This is a genomic window from Tolumonas lignilytica (genome assembly GCF_000527035.1).
In the GTDB taxonomy this organism is placed as follows: Bacteria; Pseudomonadota; Gammaproteobacteria; order Enterobacterales; family Aeromonadaceae; genus Tolumonas; species Tolumonas lignilytica.
In genome coordinates this window covers 2,069,723-2,088,491 of the sequence record NZ_AZUK01000001.1, presented here as the reverse complement: position 1 = coordinate 2,088,491, position 18,769 = coordinate 2,069,723, and the positions used below count along the sequence as shown (strand labels likewise).

The window sequence follows — 18,769 nt, the reverse complement described above, 5'->3', positions numbered from 1 at the left end:
AAGGATATAAATATGAAAAGTATCTCCATTATTCAGCGTATTGCCCTGGGGTTTGGCTTCATCATCCTGCTCCTGATCCTGGCGGTACTGATGGCGTTACGTTCAGGCCAACAACTGGCGACGCAAGTCGATACCATTGCCAACCAGATCGTTCCCACCCTGGTGCAAAGTCGTTTTGTGACCCGAGATCTGTTTTCTCAGGATAAAGCCTTGCGGAATCTGCTCAATCAGCAGGATATCCAGAGCATCAAGCGGGAACAGGCCCAGTTGACGGTATGGCAAACCACCTTTGAAAACGATTTGAAACGCCTGCAGCAAAAAACCGCAGACCATACTGACATGCAAAAGAAAATTGCAGATTTGGCTGAACAACAGAAAGTCTACTGGGAACTCACGACCCAACTGGTCAACAGCTATACCCGTAACCTGCAAAACCAGCAGATTTTGCGCCAAAACACCGGACTACAGGCAAACAGCCAGCGCTTTATCAGTGATCTCGCCATCATGGTCGCCTCACTGGGCGCCAGTGACATCGTCGGCCTCAGTCACAATCTCTCCAATAACTTAGAGACCATCGTCAGTGCCACACAGGAAGCACTCAATCAGCACGAGTCTGATGCCATTGAAACACGCTTGACCAACAACCAGAAACTGGTGAGTAAAATCCAGGCACAACGCAAGGAGTTGGCCGCCGCACTGCTCAAACAAGAAAGTGCTTTTGGCGGGGCGATCGATTTTGAAGCCGCGCTGGGAAAAAATCTGGATCAGCTATTAAAAGAAACGGCGGCGGATGATGGTTTGCTGGCCCAGCATCTGCACTTAACAGAGGAAAGCACTCAAATCCGCAACCAGAGTGAGCAGTCGACACGGATCATTGATGCCGTCTTAGCCGAACTCAGCACCATGGACAAACTCAGCGACCAGCAGTTGCAATCGAATGTCAGCACGACGCAACACGTGTTGGGCAACCTGAAGTCGGTGCTGTTTGTCGGTCTGCTGATCTCACTGATTCTGGCCAGTTTCGTGTTATGGCGCGTGATTTCATCCATCCGGCAGCCGATGCGTCAAATCCAGGCGGTGCTGCACGCACTGGGTCAGGGCGACATGACACACTATATCGCCTATGACAAACAAGACGAATTCGGCCAGCTCTCACAGGGGATCAACAAACTGGCGGCACAGATGCGCAACATGCTCGGACAGGTCGTGAAAACCGCCAATGAATTAAGTGCCGTGGCAAACAGAAACCTGGACACCCTGGAGCTGACCCACCAGCAGCTTGAACAACAGCGCACCGAAACTGCCAGCGTCGCCACCGCGATGGTCGAAATGGAACATACCGTCGGCGATGTCGCCAAGGCAGCCAATCATTCCATGGCATCGGTAGTCGATGTCACCATTAAAGCCAACCAGGGCCGTGATATCAGTGAGAGCAACATCCAGCGCATCAATCAGTTAGCCTCTCAACTCGAGTCGTCGCAACACGTGATCGAAGAGGTGCACGGTCTGAGTGTCAATATTGGCGGCATTTTGGATGTCATCAGCCAAATCGCCGAACAAACCAATCTGCTGGCCCTGAATGCGGCCATCGAGGCCGCACGTGCCGGCGATCAGGGGCGTGGTTTTGCGGTCGTCGCCGATGAGGTTCGCAATCTGGCGCGTAGGACCTCCGATTCCACCACGGAAATTCAGTCCATGATCAGCGCACTGCAACACAGTGTCTCTCAGGCGGTCAGTGTGATCCGCGCCAGTGGTGAAGCGATGACGATCTGCACCAGCGACAGCGAACAGACCAAGCGGACAATCAACGACATTTCCGATGCCTTACAGAATATTGCTGACATGAGCAGCCAGATCGCAGCCGCCGCCGAACAGCAACAATCCACCAGTGCGGAAATCGCCCGGAATCTCACCAACATCAACGGCATTGCCGACAAAAACAAAGATGAAATCAACAAGGTAGCTTCGACCAGCAATCAATTACAGCAACTTTCTGTCGAACAACAAAATCTGATTAGCCTGTTCAGTCTTTAATTTTCACGGCGGGCCGTAACACGCCCGTCCAACCCGTCTCGATGAGTTCCTTCAGCACCGAAGAAACTCATCGAGCCTGGTTATGCAGGTTCTCCTGTTTAATCTCAATGAAAGGAAATTACACATCATGATCAAGAAATTAGCGCTCGTAGCTGGCCTTCTGCTCAGCCTCTCCTCCGCCTGGGCCGATGAAGATTCAGCGGCCACTCGTCCGATCTTCCTGCGCGGTGAAATGAACAACTGGACCGCACCGAAAGACAATCTGGCCGCACAGGCCGAAGCCGGCGTGTTAGTCGCCAAAGCCACGCTGCAAGCCAGTCACGGCGCCTATAAATTCAAATTCGCCGATGAAAAATGGAAAAGCGACACCACCTTTGGCCAGTTTGACCCCACCAGCAAGGTTGAACTGGATAAACCTGTCGTTGCCAGAGCCGGTTATCAATGGGGCGATATGAAATTTACTCCGGCAGCCGATGGTGTTTATGCCTTCTATCTTGACCGCCGTGATGCGAAAAAGGTGCTAGTCACCGTGAAAAAAGCGAACTGATCCCCCCGGAGATAAAGGGTTTTCTCTTTATCTCCTTAATTCCCCCAGCCTCTGTCATTCAGTCGATTGATGCAGTGTAGATACGCCTGGCATGTGTATTCGGAAGCTCGGAGCAAAATCACCACAGGAGTGTTACCGATGAAATTAAAAACGTTGAGCGCCGTAATGCTGAGCATGACCCTGCTCTATCACACCGCAGGCCAGGCCATGGTCAAAGGGGCTGATGTGAGCTGGCTGACGCAAATGGAAAAATCCGGCTACAAATTTTATAACAGCAGCGGCACCCAGCAGGATCTTTTCCCCATCCTCAAAGCACACGGAATGAACGCCATTCGTCTGCGGGTCTGGGTGAACCCCAGTTCCGGCTGGAATAACATTACCGATGTCGTTGCCAAGGCCAAACGCGCCAAAGCCGCCGGCTTCGACATTCTGATCGACTTCCACTACAGCGATACCTGGGCAGATCCGGCCAATCAGACCAAACCGGCCGCCTGGTCGAGCTATACCTTTGACCAACTGATGTCGAATGTCTATTGGCATACCTACAACTCCCTAGTCACATTGAAAAATGCCGGGATCACGCCGAAATGGGTGCAGGTCGGCAATGAAACCAATAACGGGATGCTGTGGAGTGACGGCAAAGCCTCCGTCAACATGAAAAACTTTGCCTGGTTGATCAACAGCGGCTACGACGCGGTCAAAGCCGTGAATAGTTCCACCAAGGTGATCGTGCATCTGGCCAACTGCGAAAACAACAGCCTCTATCGCTGGATGTTTGATGGTCTGCAGAGCAATGGCGCCAAGTGGGATGTGGTCGGTGCTTCGATTTATCCGACACAGACTGGCAATGGTGACTGGTTCACAATGGATAATCAGTGCTATGACAATCTGGCTGACATGGCCAGCCGTTACAACAAAGAAGTCATGGTGGTCGAAGTCGGCATGCCGTGGGATGACCCGAAAAACAGCTATGACACCATTGCGGATATGCTGAAGAAAATGGCGGCCATTCCCAACGGCAAAGGGCTGGGCGTCTTTTACTGGGAACCGGAAAGTTATAACAACTGGCAGGGCTATTCGCTCGGGCTGATGGATAACAGCGGTAAACCCACCTCGGCAATGGATGCCTTCCTGCTGAATTACTGATCGGCTGAGATAAAAAGCCGGTGCGCAACAGGTCGCACCAGCTTTTAAACAAAGATCAATCTGAACCCAGTGCAGCCAGTGACGACAATGCCCGGCCATCGCGGTCAAACAGGGTGACGTTTTCCCATACGGAATGCTCCCCCTGTTGTGCAGATGGGATCATCGCAAGTTCCCAGTAAAAGACGCCCTGACCAAGCCCTCCCATCACCGTTTGTACTTGATGCCGCAATGCCCGTAAAAACTGGGCTTGCCCTTCTTCGGTTGCAGGAAAGGGTTCCGCACCACAATGCTGGATCAGCCAGTGATGATTTTTCGTCACATCAAGCAGCCGCGGGTAGGCCGTTTCCACGACCATCAAGGATTTGCCGTAGCTCTGCGCCAGACGATTCAAATTATCACCTAACAACGCCAGACTGCCGTGCCAGCATGGATAGAAGGAAAGCCCAATCACATCAAACGGCACTTTGCGGGCAATCGCTTCATTAAACCAGCGCCGATAGAGTTCATGATCGCCGCCCGCATCCAGATGCAACACAATCTGGCATTGCGGATCATAAGCCCTGACCGCCGCCGCACCGGCGATCAGCAGATGGGATAACGCCGGCCAGTTGCCGGGTAAGAAAGCCATCGGCCAGAGCATGCCATGCGTAATTTCATTCCCAATCTGAACCCAGTCCACCGTGACGCCGGCATCACGCAATCGCTGCAAGAGATCCAGCGTGAACGCAAATAATCGCTCCGCCACATCCTCCAGCGATAAGCCTTGCCAGTCGTGTGGCATAAACTGTTTCTGCGGATCGGCCCACCAATCACTGTAGTGGAAATCAATCATGATCCGAAAGCCCAGCGCTGCGGCACGCCGCGCCAATGCTATCACCTGCGCCGGACTATTGAAGGCCAGAGGATGCCCTTGATTGGCAGGGAAAAAATCCGGGTTTCCCGGATCATTCCACACCTTGATGCGGACCGCATTGATCCCCTGTTGGCGCAGCAGGGTCAGACAATCCATCTCTGTTGCACCGAGGAAGTAACGCACCCCCTCGTGTTCTAATTGCGGTAATTGCGAAATGTCAGCACCGCGAACAAACTCAGTCATCTGAGGCCTCCTGCGTGATGGCATGCAGCGCCGGTAACGCATGGCCGCTGAAATCAAATAACGTTACGTTGTCCCATTCATCACCCGCGCCTTTCTTCCAGCCCGCACCGGTCACGGGAATAAAATCCGGCTCCCAGTAGATGAAACCTAATCCCTGATGCTGTGGCACCTGTTTCACGGTGTGGTTCAGGTGGGTTAAAAATGCAGTTTGCCCTTCCGGTGTCATCGGCCAAGGTTCCGGCCCGGTCTGTGTGTAGACATTCGGCTGTGAATCGCCATTTTCTTTTGTCCACGGATAGGCCGTCTCCACCACCATCACCGGGCGGGCAAAGCGCTCACTTAAATCGGCCATATTGCTGGCCAGATCCCGCAAGGCACCATGCCAGACTGGGTAGTAAGACAGGCCAATGACATCAAATGGCACGTGATGTCGCACCGCTTCGGTAAACCAGCGACGACAACGTTCGTTATCGCCACCGGCATCCAGATGCAACACCACCTGACTGTGCGGAAAAACCGTTTTAACCGCCTGAGCCCCTGATTTCAGAAAGTCGGCCAGATTATCCCACTCGGAGGTTCGCCCCAGCGGCCAGAGCATACCGTTGGTAATTTCATTACCGACCTGCACCCATTCCGGTGTCACCCCTTCCTCTTTCAGGCGTAACATGACGTGCAGTGTAAATTGATACAGAGCCTTACTGACTTGGGAGGCATTTTTCCCCTGCCAGGCCAGCGGGATATTCTGTTTACCCGGATCGGCCCACCAGTCACTGTAGTGAAAATCCATCATGATGCGAAAACCCAACTGTGCCGCCCGCTTCGCCAATGCGACCGCATGTTCCGGATTGTTATACCCAACGGGGTCACTCTGGTTGGATGGAAACTGGGCATATTTACCCGGTTCGTTCCACACCTTAATGCGGATGGTGTTCACGCCATTACGTTTTAAAATAACCAGTAAATCATCCGCTTTATTCTGATCATAAAATCGTGCGCCAGCCGCTTCTAATTGCGGCAAATGTGAAATATCCGCACCAATCACAAACGCAGAATGGTTATTTTCAGAAGGATACGCAGAGGAAGCAAACAGCAAGGCTAAACACGCAAATATAAAATTGGAGATCCATGGCATAAAAGTCCCTTTCAATCATTAACAGTAAAAAATAATTAAATAAATCAGGAACAGCAGACAGAGCAAAACAACACCCATTCGATGAATGAACAGGCGTTAATAAAAATTAAAAATGGCTAGGAGTATTTATTCCAGACTTTTAATTAAAACGCCTTCTGCCGTTGGTGAACCTAAACGTTTGGCTTCCTTATATAAGGCTACTGCTTTTTTGATATCATTATTTTTAATCGCCAAGCGGATTTGATCGTTATAATATTTTTCTGTCTCTTTCAGCATCGCGGGTTGTTGTATGTCATCATGAACGACCGTTGTCTGAGCAGTGATAGCGGGTTGCACGGCTGGCGCCGTGGCTGGATTTGGAATATAGATATTATTCTGCGCATTTAAATCAGATAAATATTCCACTTTCCAATGCAGATTCCCCCATGCCGCATGCGGAATATTTTCCTTTGCGTTACGCGGTGTTGTCAGCGCACGAGCTTTGGCATAACGCATCTCATCGGTATCAATGGAGGTCGAGGCAGATAATTCCTGTTCTGGGGTATAAATAATCATATAAGTTTCATTATGAATATCCCCATAATGCGAACGATCTATAGTAAATGTCCCGGAGAATTGATTGTCATTGAGTAATTCGGCCGGTTCAAAATGAAAAATAGAGGCATCGATAACGCGGGTAATATTATATTGCCCATCCAGCAAAATGACTTTGGGCACAAAGACTGTTTTGGTAAATAAAGAAGATAATGTTATCCGGAAACTGCCTTTATTAGCGGGCAATTTGTATGCGGAAAAATAGCTTTTTCCATCAGGAAATAGATAGGTATCATTTTTCTGATCGATGACTTCATCGTCATCTTTAATAGTTGAGAAATCTTTATATTTTATTTCAGAATATTGTTTGCAGCAGACTGTTGCCAACCGAAGAGAACTATTGGCATCGTTGGCATTAGCGATCTGTTTAAGTGCGGTCGGGCCTGATATTGCAGAACTGAATGAAGAACAGCCCGCTAACGAAATGCAAACAGCGAGCGCTATCGACGACATTAACTTCATATTGTAGCTCCATGAACGGTTTTATAACCTAGCATACTAACATCAGTCATTCCGATGCTCTCATGACAGACACTGAAACTGTGGAACTCGTTGCCTTCCCCTCATCACAATACTTGCAAGGGAAGAAAAACAGCCCCGCAGGGCTGTTTAAGGCATTGATTACCACCAGGCTTCTGCCTGAACACCAAAACGAACATCATGATCAGAGGTCGAATTGTTGAATGTTTCGCCTTGGTCATTTTTGATGTAAGTGGTGTAAACACGGATTTCAGGACGCGCCAGCAAACCACGACCCGCAGACCAAGCCTGCGATAAAGTGACTTTCTTACCGCCCCACTTGTCTTTGCCATTATCCGTTGTTTTGTGATCAAGCTGGAAATAGCCCAATTCCAGCATGGTTTTGTTGTAGTCATCCCATTGATAAATCGGGCGTAATACAGCAGAGAACATGTCGGTATCACCCTTATCCCAGGAATTACCCTGCCAGGTAGCCCAGTCCAGTGCCGTATTTTTAACCTGACCATAGGTCAGTACATATGCCAGTTGCAGGTTATCTGTAATCGGCGCTTCCGCGGTATTGATCACACGGAAACCTTTGGCATCCTGATTATCACGCCATGCGTCATACCAGCCACCGCCCTGTGTCACCATATTCTGCGCCAAGCCCTTGGTCGCATACTGGAAGACGGTTTTCGGCCAGAAACCCAACATCTGCTGACTCAACTCTGCTGTCAGCATCACACCTTTATCGGTACCGGTGCTGTATTTGATGCCGGAGCTATCGGTATCATCAAGTTTATCCTGGGCGCTGGTTTTGTTCGGCATGGCGTAATCCACACCCAGCTCAATCCAGGAGCCCGCCCAAGGTGACAATCCGGCATAACGAACATCCGCATAGTTGATGTTCAACGGACCTTGATCGTTTCTTATCCAGGCAACAGAAAGATCACCCTGCCCGGCTTTGATTTTTTCCACACCGGCACCATAACCAGACACGTTCCAGTATTTGGTATCAATGATATGTAAATCATGGCGTTGATAGAAACGTTTACCGGCCCACAATACCGCATCCGGTGAAGCCGCAATCAGCCCTTTGGCCTGCACATTGAATTGTTTCAGCCCGAAATCAGCTGAACTGTCGCCGGTATGTTCGTTGTCGGTTGTTCCCTTTGATGACATGGAGAACATGGAATCGACATAAAACGATTTGCTGTCTTTGTTAAAGACTTCCTGTCCCAGCTCGACTTCACCATAGGTGTCAAATTCGTTACCGAGACGACCTAAATAGTTTTTCTGAAATTCACTGCCACTTTGTGTACCGCCATCTTTGGTTGAGGCACCAACTCCGCCGCGCAAATAGCCATGAAAATCGGGAGTGGTCGCAGCAGATGCTGCAGCAGAGCCTAACGCCAGTGCTATCGCTGCAGATAAGGGAATCCATTTAGCGTTCATTCTGTTTTCCTTTTGCTTTGGTTTCTAATCGTTAGTTACTGCTCAAAAACTAACATCGCGTGTAATTGTTTCACTGCAAACGGCAGCATTATATAGATCAACTCACAAATTGTGAGTTGATACACTTCACAAAAACCAAATGGAACCGGAAATCAAAAATTAAATCATTATTTATCATATAGTTATAAATAAAAATAATAGTGTTATCGGTTACACAAATTCATGTTAACCACATTAGAATCAAGCAAAAAGACAACGCGAACGCACCATGAAATTAAAATAATCATTTATTTTTCAAAGATATGCGCATATCAATAGCAATTATCATTACAGTTAGCTGAGTCGTGAAATTTTTCAGCAGGAAAATCAGGAGAGTAAAATCTGGGCGTGATAGCAGGATATGTAATGAAAAGTGGTGGATGGTGTAAATAAATTAAAAATTTACACCAACAAAGCAGGAAAACAGCTTGGATACAAGAAACAGCCACAACCAGAGCGGATGTGGCCTTAGCAAAGCAGGATCAATCCTTACCAAATAAATCGCGGGTATACACTTTTTCTTCGACATCGCTCAATTCAGGCACCATGCGGTTGGAAATGATCACATCCGCCACCGTCTTGAATTCGCTCAGATCGCGAATGATGCGGGATTTAAAGAAGGTTTCTTCTTTCAGCACCGGCTCATAAATCACGACCTCGATCCCCTTCGCCTTGATCCGCTTCATGACCCCCTGAATCGCCGACGCACGGAAATTATCGGAACCGGCCTTCATGATCAGACGATAAATGCCCACCACTTTCGGATTGCGTTTAATAATGGAGTCGGCAATGAAGTCTTTACGAGTGGTGTTGGAGTCGACAATCGCCCGGATCAGGTTATTTGGCACCTGATTGTAATTGGCCAACAGCTGTTTGGTATCTTTCGGCAAGCAATAACCACCATAACCAAATGACGGGTTGTTGTAATGCGAACCGATACGAGGATCCAGCCCCACCCCTTCGATGATCTGCTTGCTGTCGAGCCCCAGACTTTGTGCATAGGTATCTAATTCATTGAAGTAAGCGACGCGCATTGCCAGATAGGTGTTCGAGAATAACTTGATGGCTTCCGCTTCGGTCGGATCGGTGAACAGGATCGGCACATCTTTCTTGATCGCCCCTTCCAGCAACAAGGCAGCAAACTGTTCTGCCCGGGCAGATTGTTCACCCACCACAATACGTGAAGGATATAAGTTATCGTACAGCGCACGACCTTCTCGCAAAAACTCTGGTGAAAACATGATCTTATCGCAACCAAGATCTTTTCTCAGCCGTTTGACATAGCCCACCGGAATCGTCGATTTGATCACCATGATGGCATCAGGATTAATGGCTATCACATCGCGGATCACCGCTTCTACAGAAGAGGTGTTGAAGTAGTTGGTCTCTGGATCATAATCCGTCGGCGTTGCGATAATGACAAACTGAGCCCCCTGATACGCATCTTGTTTATCGGTGGTTGCCCGCAAGTTCAGCGCCTTATGTTGCAGGTACTCTTCGATTTCATGATCCGCTATCGGCGAGATCCGTGCATTTAACTGCCGAACCTTCTCTTCCATGATATCCAAGGCGACGACTTCGTGGTGTTGAGCCATCAACACCGCATTTGACAGCCCGACGTAGCCTGTTCCTGCAACTGCAATCTTCATTACTTTTGTCCTTTTCAAGGCGTCATAAATAAACCGCCGTATCTTAAACTAATGAGACAGGCAGAGCACTGAACAAAACACACTTGGCCCACATTCCGTCAGCATAGTTGCATTATAGGCAACAGTTATTTGCTTTTATGGTTATTTTTAAGCAACAAATAAAGGCATAAGCTGTCACCATGATTTAGTCTTATGACGCAAGGAGAACCTCATGGCTCGCTTACCAACGCTCTTTATTTCGCACGGTTCACCGATGCTGGCGCTGGAACCCGGCACGACCGGGCCCGTCTTAACCCGGATCGGGCAGCAGTTACCCAAACCCAAGGCCATTTTGGTGATCTCTGCCCATTGGCTGACACATCAGCCTACGCTGAGCAGTAGCATGGCGCCGGAAACCATCCACGATTTTGGTGGTTTTCCCCGGGCCTTGTATAGCCTGCAATATCCAGTTCCCGGTTCACCGGAACTGGCGGCAAAGGTACAGGCCACACTGCAAAAGATTGGGCTGGAAGCCAAGCTCGACGCTCAACGCGGGCTGGATCACGGTGCCTGGGTGCCGCTACGTTATCTGTATCCGCAAGCAGACATACCGGTCGTGCAACTGTCGCTGAATCCGTCTGTGCCACCGAAACTGCAATTTGCACTCGGTCAGCTCCTGCGCGGATTAAGCGACGAAGGTGTGCTGATACTGGCCTCCGGCAGTTTCACCCACAATCTGGGTGAGTTGCACTGGGATCGTCCCGATGAACAAGCGGAAGCGGGCGATCCGTATGTTGACCAGTTCCGCGACTGGGTGATCGATAAAATTGAGAGCCATGACATTGATGCTCTGAATGACTATCGCCGACTGGCGCCTCATGCCCGTCGGGCACATCCGACCGATGAGCATTTATTGCCTTTGTTCGTGGCATTGGGCGCTGCTGACAGTAAAGCAGTCTTACGTCTACACAAAGATGTCGCGCTCGGCACATTGGCCATGGATATTTTTGCTTTTGGATCCGGAACACAGTTACTGGCGTAAAACATAACAGCCACAGCGATAACACAGGGTTGGTTCTGCCAGCCAAGGAGATGATATGCACATGATGAATACACCACGTCCGATGGGTCAGCCGCTGACGTTTGAACATCTGGTGCAGATCAACGATGCCTCGGATACCCGAGTGACGGCGTTGACCCGCGACCAGCTCTGGCAGGGTTTAATGCTGCGGGCTACCCAGCCTGAAACCTTTATCCCTTGGCTGGAAGACAGTGTGATCGACGGCGATATGGTGCAGGGTCTGACACGGCGCTTAAACTTCGGCAGTTATCAGATCCACGATGAGGTCACGTTTGTTCCCCATGAACAGGTGGAATATCAAAGCCATGATGCCGAGACCGGCGCTGAATTTCTGTTGCGTATGCGCATCGAAGAACCGCAGCCGGAAGCACTGTTTGTACGCTTTATCTATCACGCACATTCGGTGGATCATCATGCCGACAGCCCGTTGGGATATGCCATGAAAGAGGCATATCGCTTTAACGACGACGATTTGGTTATGCGGATCCGCCTACTGGCAGAAAGCGGGATTTTAGATGGCAGTATGCTGTTCTGAGATTAGATGACTGGTATCCGTCCCAAAAGAGAGAGTGACTTTTAACCCCGTCACTCTCCCTTCACGAATGATATTGTCCAGAGTGATACTGCCATTCATGCGATCCGTGATGGTCTTTACAATCGATAACCCCAGACCGGAACCAATTTCATCATTGCCGAGCACTCGGTAGAACGGGTCAAAAACCCGGGCCTGCTCTTCCGGCGGAATGCCGGGGCCGGTATCTTGCACGGAAAGGAACAGCCGCCCGTTCAGTTCCACCGCATCGAGATCGATTTGCCCGTTTTCAGGGGTATAACGAATGGCATTATCGACCAGATTTTTTATCAGGGTCATGACATCCGTTTCATTGGCTTCGATAAGCACATCATTTTCATTCAGCACGCCAATATCGATATTCTTGGCTTCAGCCAATGACATCAAATCCTCCAGCACCCGGCGAAAAATATGGCGCATCGACACCTTGGTCACGACGGGAATCCGCTGAGGTTCCTGTACCCGCGCATACGCCAGCAGTTGTTCGAGCAACGATCTGGCCCGTTTCAAGCCTTCCCGCAGCTTATTCACTCGTACTTTGGTATCGATAGGCATCTGGCCGATATCCAGTCCTTCCGCTTGCAATGACAGGGCCGTCAGTGGTGAGCGTAATTCGTGCGCGGCATCGGCCACAAAGCGTCGTTGTATCTCGATGGAACGGGAAACCCGCAAAAGCAACCGGTTAATGGCTTCAATAAATGGCCGGATCTCCACCGGAATATCAGTGGTATTCAAGACGCCCAATTCCTGTTCAGAGCGGTGATCGACCGAGAAGGCCAACAACCGGATCGGGCGTAACATGCGGCGAATTACAATGCTGGTCATGCCGATCAGCATCGGGATCAGAATGATAAACGGCAGCAGCGTACGTAATGCACCATCCCGGGCAATTTCATCGCGCAATGCGGTGTCTTGTGCCAGGGCGATGCGACGACCATCGTGTAACGTTTTGACATAGACCCGCCAACGATCACCTTTGGCTGTGATGGTTTGCAGACCATCAGGCAGGGTTGTCTGAAACGATAATTCCGCCTGTGGCATGATAGTCGCTACCGATTCCAGCTCCTGAATGATGATCCGCGCTTCAGAATCGATATGGAGCTTTTTGTATTCGTGCTCCGTCATATTGGCGCCGGAAGGAATAATCTTCTGGTCAATCAGGGCTGCAACTTGCCGTAATTGATCATCCTGTAATTCGTTGGCTTCCGAGAAGGCCGATGTAAAGGAGAAAATCCCGGCTGCCAACGCGATCCCCAAGATAACCCCGGCGATCCAGACGGATAGCTTGAATTGCAACGACTGGGTCATGCGTCTTTGGATACCATCCATCCCACACCTCTGATATTTTTAATTAAATCTTTGCTGCCCAGCTTTTTACGTAATGAGCTGATCATGAATTCCACCACATTACTTTCTATTTCTTCATTCCAGCCATACATGCGTTCTTCCAGCTCGGAACGTGACAAAATGGCACCAGGACGAACCAATAAGGCCTGTAAAATAGCAAATTCGCGTCCGGTCAGTGTGATGGTATGGTCGTTGACCGTCGCTTCGTGAGTTGCCGGATCGAGCGTGATCACCCCGTTGGTCAGTACGGGTCTGGCCGTTCCTCCCTTCCGCCGACTGACGGCGCGCATCCGGGCCAGTAACTCGCCGATTTCAAACGGTTTGACAATATAGTCATCCGCGCCGAGATCCAGCCCGCGGATGCGATCCTGGGTGGCATCGCGTGCCGTCATGATCAACAGTGATACCTCGTTGCCCCGATCCCGAATGGTTTTCAGCACCTCAAAGCCATCTTTCTTCGGCAACCCCAGATCGAGCAGAACCAGATCATATGTCTGGCATTCAAGGGTGTTGATAGCCATTAATCCATCTCGCACCCAATCCACTGCATATTTCGCATCTTTCAACGCCAGCTCAACCGCTTCACCTATCATGCGATCATCTTCAACGAGTAAGACTCTCATTGCTGTTCCTGTTTGTTCTGTCTGTTATCAAGCATAAACCGCTAAACTTAATTCACCCTGAAAATTGCGTTATGAGGCCGGTGTGGGTAGCTTTCTCGGCAGACTCAGGCCATTTAAGTTTTTCCTAAGTTTTCTGCTGTAACCTGTTTGTCATCTTTGTGGAAGCTGGCAAAACGGAAGACTCATTTTGGAATCATTCAATCAATCGCTGTTTTTACTCTTGAATGCCCCTGCCCATCCCAATGCGTGGGTGGTGTTACTGGCTCAGTTCATGGCGATGCTGCCCCAATGGCTGATTCCCTTGTTGCTGGTGATAGGCTGGCTGAAGGGCGATAGCGATCGGCGCAAAGGCTTACTGGCTGCCGCCATCACGGCAGGGGTTGCCTTGTCGCTCAATCAAGTCATTGGCTTATTCTGGCAACATCCGCGCCCCTTTATGATTGGGCTGGGCAATACGCTGATCCCCCACGTGGCGGATTCCTCTTTCCCGAGCGACCACATGACGCTGATCTGCGCGGTGGCTTTTTCGCTGCTCTGGTATCCGGCACTGCGTCAGACCGGTCGCCTGTTGCTGTGTTTCTCATTACCTGTGGCCTGGGCAAGGATCTATTTAGGCGTGCACTTCCCCTTTGACATGCTGGGGGCGATGGTCATCACGCTGCTGTGTGCCTTCGCTATCAACAAGAATCCGGCATGGCTGATCGAACCCTGCTTCCGCCCTGCGATCCGCTTATATGCCTATCTGTTTTCCCCTGCAATTCAACGGGGTTGGCTAAAGTAATCCCGTATAAATCAAAGCCCTGTCAATGCAGGGCTTTGCTATTTTGCTGCCTGATACAGCCATTTATTGGAACGAACCATCTTCCAGCCGCTGGATGACATCCAGTACCGTATGCAACCCCTCCTCAGTTGATACCAGATCGGTCGGGCATTTTCCTCCCAGTGATTTGGCCGGTTCTTTCATCCAAAGTTCGGCGGTTTCCATGTCGCCTTCAAAATACTCGGTAGCGGCCTGCAGTGCTTTGCTGTAATTACGCATGTGTGCCGATTTCATGAGCGCCTCCATTCTGTAACAGATACAGGGGGGATGAGCCAAGTATAGTTGAAACGATGGGTATCCGCCGAAAGAGCGCAATTAGAGGGTGTTAATCAGGCGTTTGAGGAGTTTTGAGTGCAGCATAAAACAATAACAGCCAGCCAACTATCAGAAAGAGCCCGCCCAGCGGCGTGATCGGACCTAACCATTTGCTGCCGGTAAAAGCCAGCAGATACAGACTGCCACTGAAACACAACGTACCGGCAATCATCAGTTGGCCGGCGCGTCGCACCAGCGGATGGCGCCATTGTTGAACTAAGGCAAACAGGCACAGTAACACCACCGCATGCAGTAGCTGATAGCGCACGGCGATGTCCCAGATCTCCAGCGCCGAAACAGGAAGCCGGTTTTTCAGGCCATGCGCACCAAACGCACCGGCCATCACTCCACTGGCACCAAAGGCGGCGCTCCATAACAACAACCAACGATGTTTCATGGCCGTCTCCTGTTTCGATCAGGCATTAATCAACCGTTTCAGTTCTTTGATCTTCGCCAGCATCTTCTTGTCGGCTTTCGTCCGTTCGGGGTCGTTGACAGGCAAATCGACACGCATCGGATCGACCGGATGATCGTTGATATGGAACTCATAATGCAGATGCGGGCCGGTCGTTCTGCCGGTATTGCCCGATAAGGCAATCACCTGCCCCAAATTCACTTTCTGGCCAACACGCACCAGCGCCTTACTCAGGTGCATATAGACACTGCTATAACGGCCACTGTTGCGTAACACGATGTAGATCCCGCAATCTGGATGATGCGCCACTTTCACGATCACACCATCGCCCGTCGCTTCCACCTTACTGCCCACTGGCACCGGAAAATCGGTGCCGTTATGCGGCATGATGCGACCGGTAACCGGATTCTGTCGGGTAGGATTAAACCCGGAACTAACCTTCGGTCTCCCCGGGATCGGATAACGCATGAATTTACCGCTTTGCGTCATACTCAGGCTGTTACCCGTGGCATCATAGAACTGATTGTCCTCGATATTACGGAAGGCGGTATAGGTTCTACCTTTGGCTGACAGGATCACGGCCAGCACTTTTGCGTCATTCGGCGCTTTACCATCGACGGTCTGATGATCCAGTAGCACCCTGAAGCTGTCGCCTTTTTTCAGATCGCGGCGAAAATCAACCCGGCCCTGAAAGACCCGGATGATGCGACGAATATGGTCGGAACCCAATCCAGCCGCCTTGGCACTTTGCACAAAGGTACCCTGTATGCTGCCCTGCAGCACGCGTGTCGGCCGCTGCGAACTCTTCTGTTTTTCTGTTTTCTCGGCAGAAGTCACTTCATCAGATATTGCAGGCAGCGGCTGATTAGTCGCTTCCATCAACAGCTGAAATTTGTCGCCTGACTGGCGCACAAACACGGCCTGACGCCCGGAGGATGCGGGAATGCTCAGCTTTTGCAGTTCATTGTGGTCGTCCAGGAAAAAGGAGAGATTCTGCCCTGGTCGCAGATGAACCAGTACGTTATGACTATCCACGGCAAGCATATTCTGCAACAACGCCGCCGGTAGGTTTAAGGTATTGAAAATTGAGGAAAGATTATCATCATCTTTCACCGTGTACGCCGTCACCTGCAATTCATTATCGGTTGTTGCCGTAGCTGTACCATCCATGATGTCCTGGGCATCATCATCCAATAAGATATCGCTGGGTGCGGTAATAAATTCGGTATCCGCGGCCTGTTTGTTCAGCGCAGTGTCGGTGGAGGAATCGTCAGGCACGACTGGCAGCGGTTTATCTGACAACAGATGTTCGGGTGCTGGTAGCAACGTCATGGCAGCAAAAGAAAATAACACCAAGGTCAGAATGGCGTACAAATGTTGTCGTGGAAACGGTAAAGAGGAAAACACCGCTCCAGATAATGATTTCAGAATTTGTCTCATGATGAATGCTCTTCACGCGCGGCTTTCGCGATATCAGGTTACGCATTATCCACAGAAGACTCCGGCTGACCAGTAAAAATCCACGTGTCGGAAAAGAGAACGTGACGATTTACATTCTTTAACAGAAGGGCATTTTCGTTCATACCGGAGCAAGCGCGTCGGCTGGCTCCGGCATTTTCATAGCGAACAGATGAAAGATGGGCTGTAATTATATGTTTTTCATATTTATATAATTCCGCCAGCCGCCCAGCGCGGTAATTTCCTCAGCACCGTCGAGACCACAAGGTTCACAGATAAAACCACTCACCCACGATCCATCGGCCAGTTCAACTTTACCAATCCCCAGTGGCGCCGGAATACCTGCGACAAACGAACCGAAATGTTCGGCAGGAACCGACCAAACCTCTACGGCAATGGCTGCGCCATTGTCAGTATCGCGGATCAACCCCGGCCGATACGGTGGCCCACCCGCCAGCGCATACATACGATAGGCTTTGGCGGTTGCAGTCACTTGCTTCAGGAAGGCTTTGCGATCCGTCAACTGCCAGTTCAATGGCAAGCCAGACAGATGGGCACCACACACCAACACATCGATCATGCCGTTGCTTGGTTGCGCCACAACGGGTGTATTAGCAGGAAATTCTTGACCGGTCGCACCGAGCGGCAATGCCAGTTTACGTTGCCACAGATCAGCAATCGCCAGTAACGCATCATCTTGGAAAGCCGGTGCAAACAAGGTGACACCGAACGGTAAACCCTGTTTTAGCCCAGTCATGCGAAAACCTGATGGGATCGCAATCGCGCAGTAGTCCAGCAGGTTCATAAAGTTTGTGTAGTGACCCAGATTGCTGTTGAGCTGAATAGGATCCGCTTCTACATCGGCGATCGGGTAGATCGTGCCAGCGGTTGGCGTGACGATGAAATCGACTTTCGCCAGTTCCGCATCCGTCACGCGTTTGTAGCGCTGCAAAGCATATAATGCTTCATACGCTTCGACTGCCGCACGTTTTTCCGCACCACCGACAATGGTCTGAATCACCGGTAAACAACGGGTTGGATCGTCACGGAAGAAGTCTTTAATCGCCGCTAAACGCTCGGCCACATACGGGCCTTCGTAAAGTAATTTCGCGGCCTGCACAAACGGATCGAGGTTGATCGTGACCGCCTCGCCACCGAGTTCTTTCAGTGTTTCGACCGATTGCCAGAACAACATTTCCGCTGCTTCATCACCAAAGAACGCCAATTGTTCTGGTGCTGGCACCCCGAAGGTAAACGCCGCTGGCATTGCTTTCGCCGGAACCGCTGCGCGCGCAAATGGATCAACCGGATCAAACGTACCCGCCACCTGCCACACCGCCTTGGCATCGGCTGCGGTGGTGGTGAAGATCGTCACGCAATCCAAGCTCTGACAAGCAGGTACAACGCCACTGCAACTGATGCGGCCTTTCGTTCCTTTCAAACCAATAATGTTGTTAAAGGAAGCCGGTACGCGACCTGAGCCCGCAGTGTCGGTACCTAATGAATAACAGACCTGCCCGGTTGCAACCGATACTGCAGATCCTGCACTGGAACCACCCGAAATATAATCTGGATCAAAACTGTTCTGACACGCCCCATACGGGCTACGCACGCCGACCAATCCGGTCGCGAACTGATCGAGGTTGGTTTTGCCGAGTGGAATTGCGCCCGCAGCAATGAGCTGCGCAACTACAAACGCATGTTCTTTGGGTTGATAGGCATATTCTTTACAGGCCGCGGTGGTTGGTAGATCCAACAGATCGATATTGTCTTTCACCGCAAACGGAATACCGAACAGCGGCATATCGTCGGGTGAATGTCCTTCTAATCCTTTCAGATAAGCGGCTAACTGCTCATCCGACAGGACGGAGATCCAAGCCAGATGGATATCAGCTTTGGCTTGCGCTAAACACTCGGTCAGCAGTTGTTGCGGGGTCAATTCCCCGCTGCGATAGGCTGCATGGATCGCGCTGATGGTCATGGTTCTGGTTGTCATTGCTGCTGTCATC

General features: G+C 50.5%; 17 protein-coding genes. 6 read left to right on the top strand and 11 right to left on the bottom strand.

What is annotated here, in order from left to right; translation table 11 throughout:
• The first annotated feature begins 12 nt into the window (after window positions 1-12).
• The 3 genes from H027_RS0109840 (at window position 13) to H027_RS0109830 (ending at window position 3,727) form a co-directional block, all read left to right on the top strand.
• Complete coding sequence (locus tag H027_RS0109840; RefSeq protein WP_024872284.1) at window positions 13-2,034, top strand: methyl-accepting chemotaxis protein; 2,022 nt, start codon at window positions 13-15, stop codon at window positions 2,032-2,034.
• 127 nt (window positions 2,035-2,161) lie between these two features.
• Window positions 2,162-2,581: an early set domain-containing protein gene (locus H027_RS0109835; protein ID WP_024872283.1), complete on the top strand. Its 420-nt coding sequence runs from the start codon at window positions 2,162-2,164 to the stop codon at window positions 2,579-2,581.
• Window positions 2,582-2,719: 138 nt separating this feature from the next.
• Window positions 2,720-3,727 carry a glycoside hydrolase family 53 protein gene (locus H027_RS0109830; protein ID WP_024872282.1) on the top strand — a complete coding sequence of 336 codons (1,008 nt, stop codon included), beginning with the start codon at window positions 2,720-2,722 and terminating at the stop codon, window positions 3,725-3,727.
• Between the two features lie 55 nt (window positions 3,728-3,782).
• Here the strand turns inward: H027_RS0109830 and H027_RS0109825 are convergent, their stop codons facing one another.
• From H027_RS0109825 to H027_RS0109805, 5 genes are all read right to left on the bottom strand, one after another.
• On the bottom strand, window positions 3,783-4,823 hold the full coding sequence (locus H027_RS0109825) for a glycoside hydrolase family 53 protein (protein WP_024872281.1): 1,041 nt from the start codon (window positions 4,821-4,823) through the stop codon (window positions 3,783-3,785).
• Window positions 4,816-5,955 (bottom strand): glycoside hydrolase family 53 protein, encoded by a 1,140-nt coding sequence (locus tag H027_RS0109820; RefSeq protein ID WP_024872280.1) that lies wholly within the window; start codon window positions 5,953-5,955, stop codon window positions 4,816-4,818. The genes H027_RS0109825 and H027_RS0109820 overlap by 8 nt, the downstream gene beginning before the upstream one ends.
• A 126-nt stretch (window positions 5,956-6,081) precedes the next feature.
• A complete protein-coding gene (locus H027_RS0109815) occupies window positions 6,082-7,011 on the bottom strand; it encodes a MalM family protein (RefSeq protein ID WP_024872279.1) in 930 nt (309 codons plus the stop codon).
• 159 nt (window positions 7,012-7,170) lie between these two features.
• Entirely contained in the window at window positions 7,171-8,463 is a 1,293-nt protein-coding gene (gene lamB / locus H027_RS0109810) for a maltoporin LamB (RefSeq protein WP_024872278.1), read from the bottom strand.
• A gap of 521 nt (window positions 8,464-8,984) precedes the next feature.
• Window positions 8,985-10,151 (bottom strand): nucleotide sugar dehydrogenase, encoded by a 1,167-nt coding sequence (locus tag H027_RS0109805; RefSeq protein WP_024872277.1) that lies wholly within the window; start codon window positions 10,149-10,151, stop codon window positions 8,985-8,987.
• Window positions 10,152-10,362: 211 nt separating this feature from the next.
• On the opposite strand from H027_RS0109805, the gene H027_RS0109800 reads away from it, so the two are divergent.
• Together H027_RS0109800 and H027_RS0109795 are read left to right on the top strand one after the other, a co-directional pair.
• Entirely contained in the window at window positions 10,363-11,172 is an 810-nt protein-coding gene (locus tag H027_RS0109800; RefSeq protein WP_024872276.1) for a DODA-type extradiol aromatic ring-opening family dioxygenase, read from the top strand.
• Window positions 11,173-11,227: 55 nt separating this feature from the next.
• Window positions 11,228-11,746 carry an AtaL-like protein gene (locus tag H027_RS0109795; protein WP_051448975.1) on the top strand — a complete coding sequence of 173 codons (519 nt, stop codon included), beginning with the start codon at window positions 11,228-11,230 and terminating at the stop codon, window positions 11,744-11,746.
• On the opposite strand, the gene H027_RS0109790 is transcribed toward H027_RS0109795, so the two are convergent.
• Together H027_RS0109790 and H027_RS0109785 are read right to left on the bottom strand one after the other, a co-directional pair.
• Window positions 11,723-13,111 (bottom strand): ATP-binding protein, encoded by a 1,389-nt coding sequence (locus H027_RS0109790; protein ID WP_152536711.1) that lies wholly within the window; start codon window positions 13,109-13,111, stop codon window positions 11,723-11,725. The two genes, H027_RS0109795 and H027_RS0109790, sit on opposite strands and share 24 nt — an antisense overlap.
• Window positions 13,087-13,752: a response regulator transcription factor gene (locus tag H027_RS0109785; protein ID WP_024872273.1), complete on the bottom strand. Its 666-nt coding sequence runs from the start codon at window positions 13,750-13,752 to the stop codon at window positions 13,087-13,089. Before H027_RS0109785 ends, H027_RS0109790 begins: the two co-directional genes overlap by 25 nt.
• A gap of 187 nt (window positions 13,753-13,939) precedes the next feature.
• Here H027_RS0109785 and H027_RS0109780 point away from each other — a divergent pair, with 187 nt between their 5' ends.
• Window positions 13,940-14,533: an undecaprenyl-diphosphatase gene (locus H027_RS0109780; RefSeq protein WP_024872272.1), complete on the top strand. Its 594-nt coding sequence runs from the start codon at window positions 13,940-13,942 to the stop codon at window positions 14,531-14,533.
• Window positions 14,534-14,596: 63 nt separating this feature from the next.
• Here the strand turns inward: H027_RS0109780 and H027_RS0109775 are convergent, their stop codons facing one another.
• The 4 genes from H027_RS0109775 to atzF form a co-directional block, all read right to left on the bottom strand.
• A complete protein-coding gene (locus H027_RS0109775; RefSeq protein ID WP_024872271.1) occupies window positions 14,597-14,806 on the bottom strand; it encodes an MbcA/ParS/Xre antitoxin family protein in 210 nt (69 codons plus the stop codon).
• 91 nt (window positions 14,807-14,897) lie between these two features.
• The gene (locus tag H027_RS0109770) at window positions 14,898-15,284 is read right to left on the bottom strand and encodes a DUF423 domain-containing protein (RefSeq protein WP_024872270.1); all 387 of its coding nucleotides are present in this window, start codon (window positions 15,282-15,284) and stop codon (window positions 14,898-14,900) included.
• A gap of 18 nt (window positions 15,285-15,302) precedes the next feature.
• Window positions 15,303-16,742: a peptidoglycan DD-metalloendopeptidase family protein gene (locus tag H027_RS0109765; protein WP_024872269.1), complete on the bottom strand. Its 1,440-nt coding sequence runs from the start codon at window positions 16,740-16,742 to the stop codon at window positions 15,303-15,305.
• A gap of 208 nt (window positions 16,743-16,950) precedes the next feature.
• The gene (gene atzF, locus H027_RS0109760; RefSeq protein ID WP_024872268.1) at window positions 16,951-18,756 is read right to left on the bottom strand and encodes an allophanate hydrolase; all 1,806 of its coding nucleotides are present in this window, start codon (window positions 18,754-18,756) and stop codon (window positions 16,951-16,953) included.
• Between the last annotated feature and the right edge of the window lie 13 nt (window positions 18,757-18,769).

Coding starts and splice junctions, on each gene's coding strand:
- H027_RS0109820 (WP_024872280.1), bottom strand. CDS start 5,955: ATGCCATGGATCTCCAATTTTATATTTGCGTGTTTAGCCTTGCTGTTT.
- H027_RS0109815 (WP_024872279.1), bottom strand. CDS start 7,011: ATGAAGTTAATGTCGTCGATAGCGCTCGCTGTTTGCATTTCGTTAGCG.
- H027_RS0109825 (WP_024872281.1), bottom strand. CDS start 4,823: ATGACTGAGTTTGTTCGCGGTGCTGACATTTCGCAATTACCGCAATTA.
- H027_RS0109775 (WP_024872271.1), bottom strand. CDS start 14,806: ATGAAATCGGCACACATGCGTAATTACAGCAAAGCACTGCAGGCCGCT.
- H027_RS0109800 (WP_024872276.1), top strand. CDS start 10,363: ATGGCTCGCTTACCAACGCTCTTTATTTCGCACGGTTCACCGATGCTG.
- H027_RS0109830 (WP_024872282.1), top strand. CDS start 2,720: ATGAAATTAAAAACGTTGAGCGCCGTAATGCTGAGCATGACCCTGCTC.
- atzF (WP_024872268.1), bottom strand. CDS start 18,756: ATGACAACCAGAACCATGACCATCAGCGCGATCCATGCAGCCTATCGC.
- H027_RS0109835 (WP_024872283.1), top strand. CDS start 2,162: ATGATCAAGAAATTAGCGCTCGTAGCTGGCCTTCTGCTCAGCCTCTCC.
- H027_RS0109840 (WP_024872284.1), top strand. CDS start 13: ATGAAAAGTATCTCCATTATTCAGCGTATTGCCCTGGGGTTTGGCTTC.
- H027_RS0109770 (WP_024872270.1), bottom strand. CDS start 15,284: ATGAAACATCGTTGGTTGTTGTTATGGAGCGCCGCCTTTGGTGCCAGT.
- H027_RS0109805 (WP_024872277.1), bottom strand. CDS start 10,151: ATGAAGATTGCAGTTGCAGGAACAGGCTACGTCGGGCTGTCAAATGCG.
- lamB (WP_024872278.1), bottom strand. CDS start 8,463: ATGAACGCTAAATGGATTCCCTTATCTGCAGCGATAGCACTGGCGTTA.
- H027_RS0109795 (WP_051448975.1), top strand. CDS start 11,228: ATGCACATGATGAATACACCACGTCCGATGGGTCAGCCGCTGACGTTT.
- H027_RS0109785 (WP_024872273.1), bottom strand. CDS start 13,752: ATGAGAGTCTTACTCGTTGAAGATGATCGCATGATAGGTGAAGCGGTT.
- H027_RS0109790 (WP_152536711.1), bottom strand. CDS start 13,111: ATGGATGGTATCCAAAGACGCATGACCCAGTCGTTGCAATTCAAGCTA.
- H027_RS0109765 (WP_024872269.1), bottom strand. CDS start 16,742: ATGAGACAAATTCTGAAATCATTATCTGGAGCGGTGTTTTCCTCTTTA.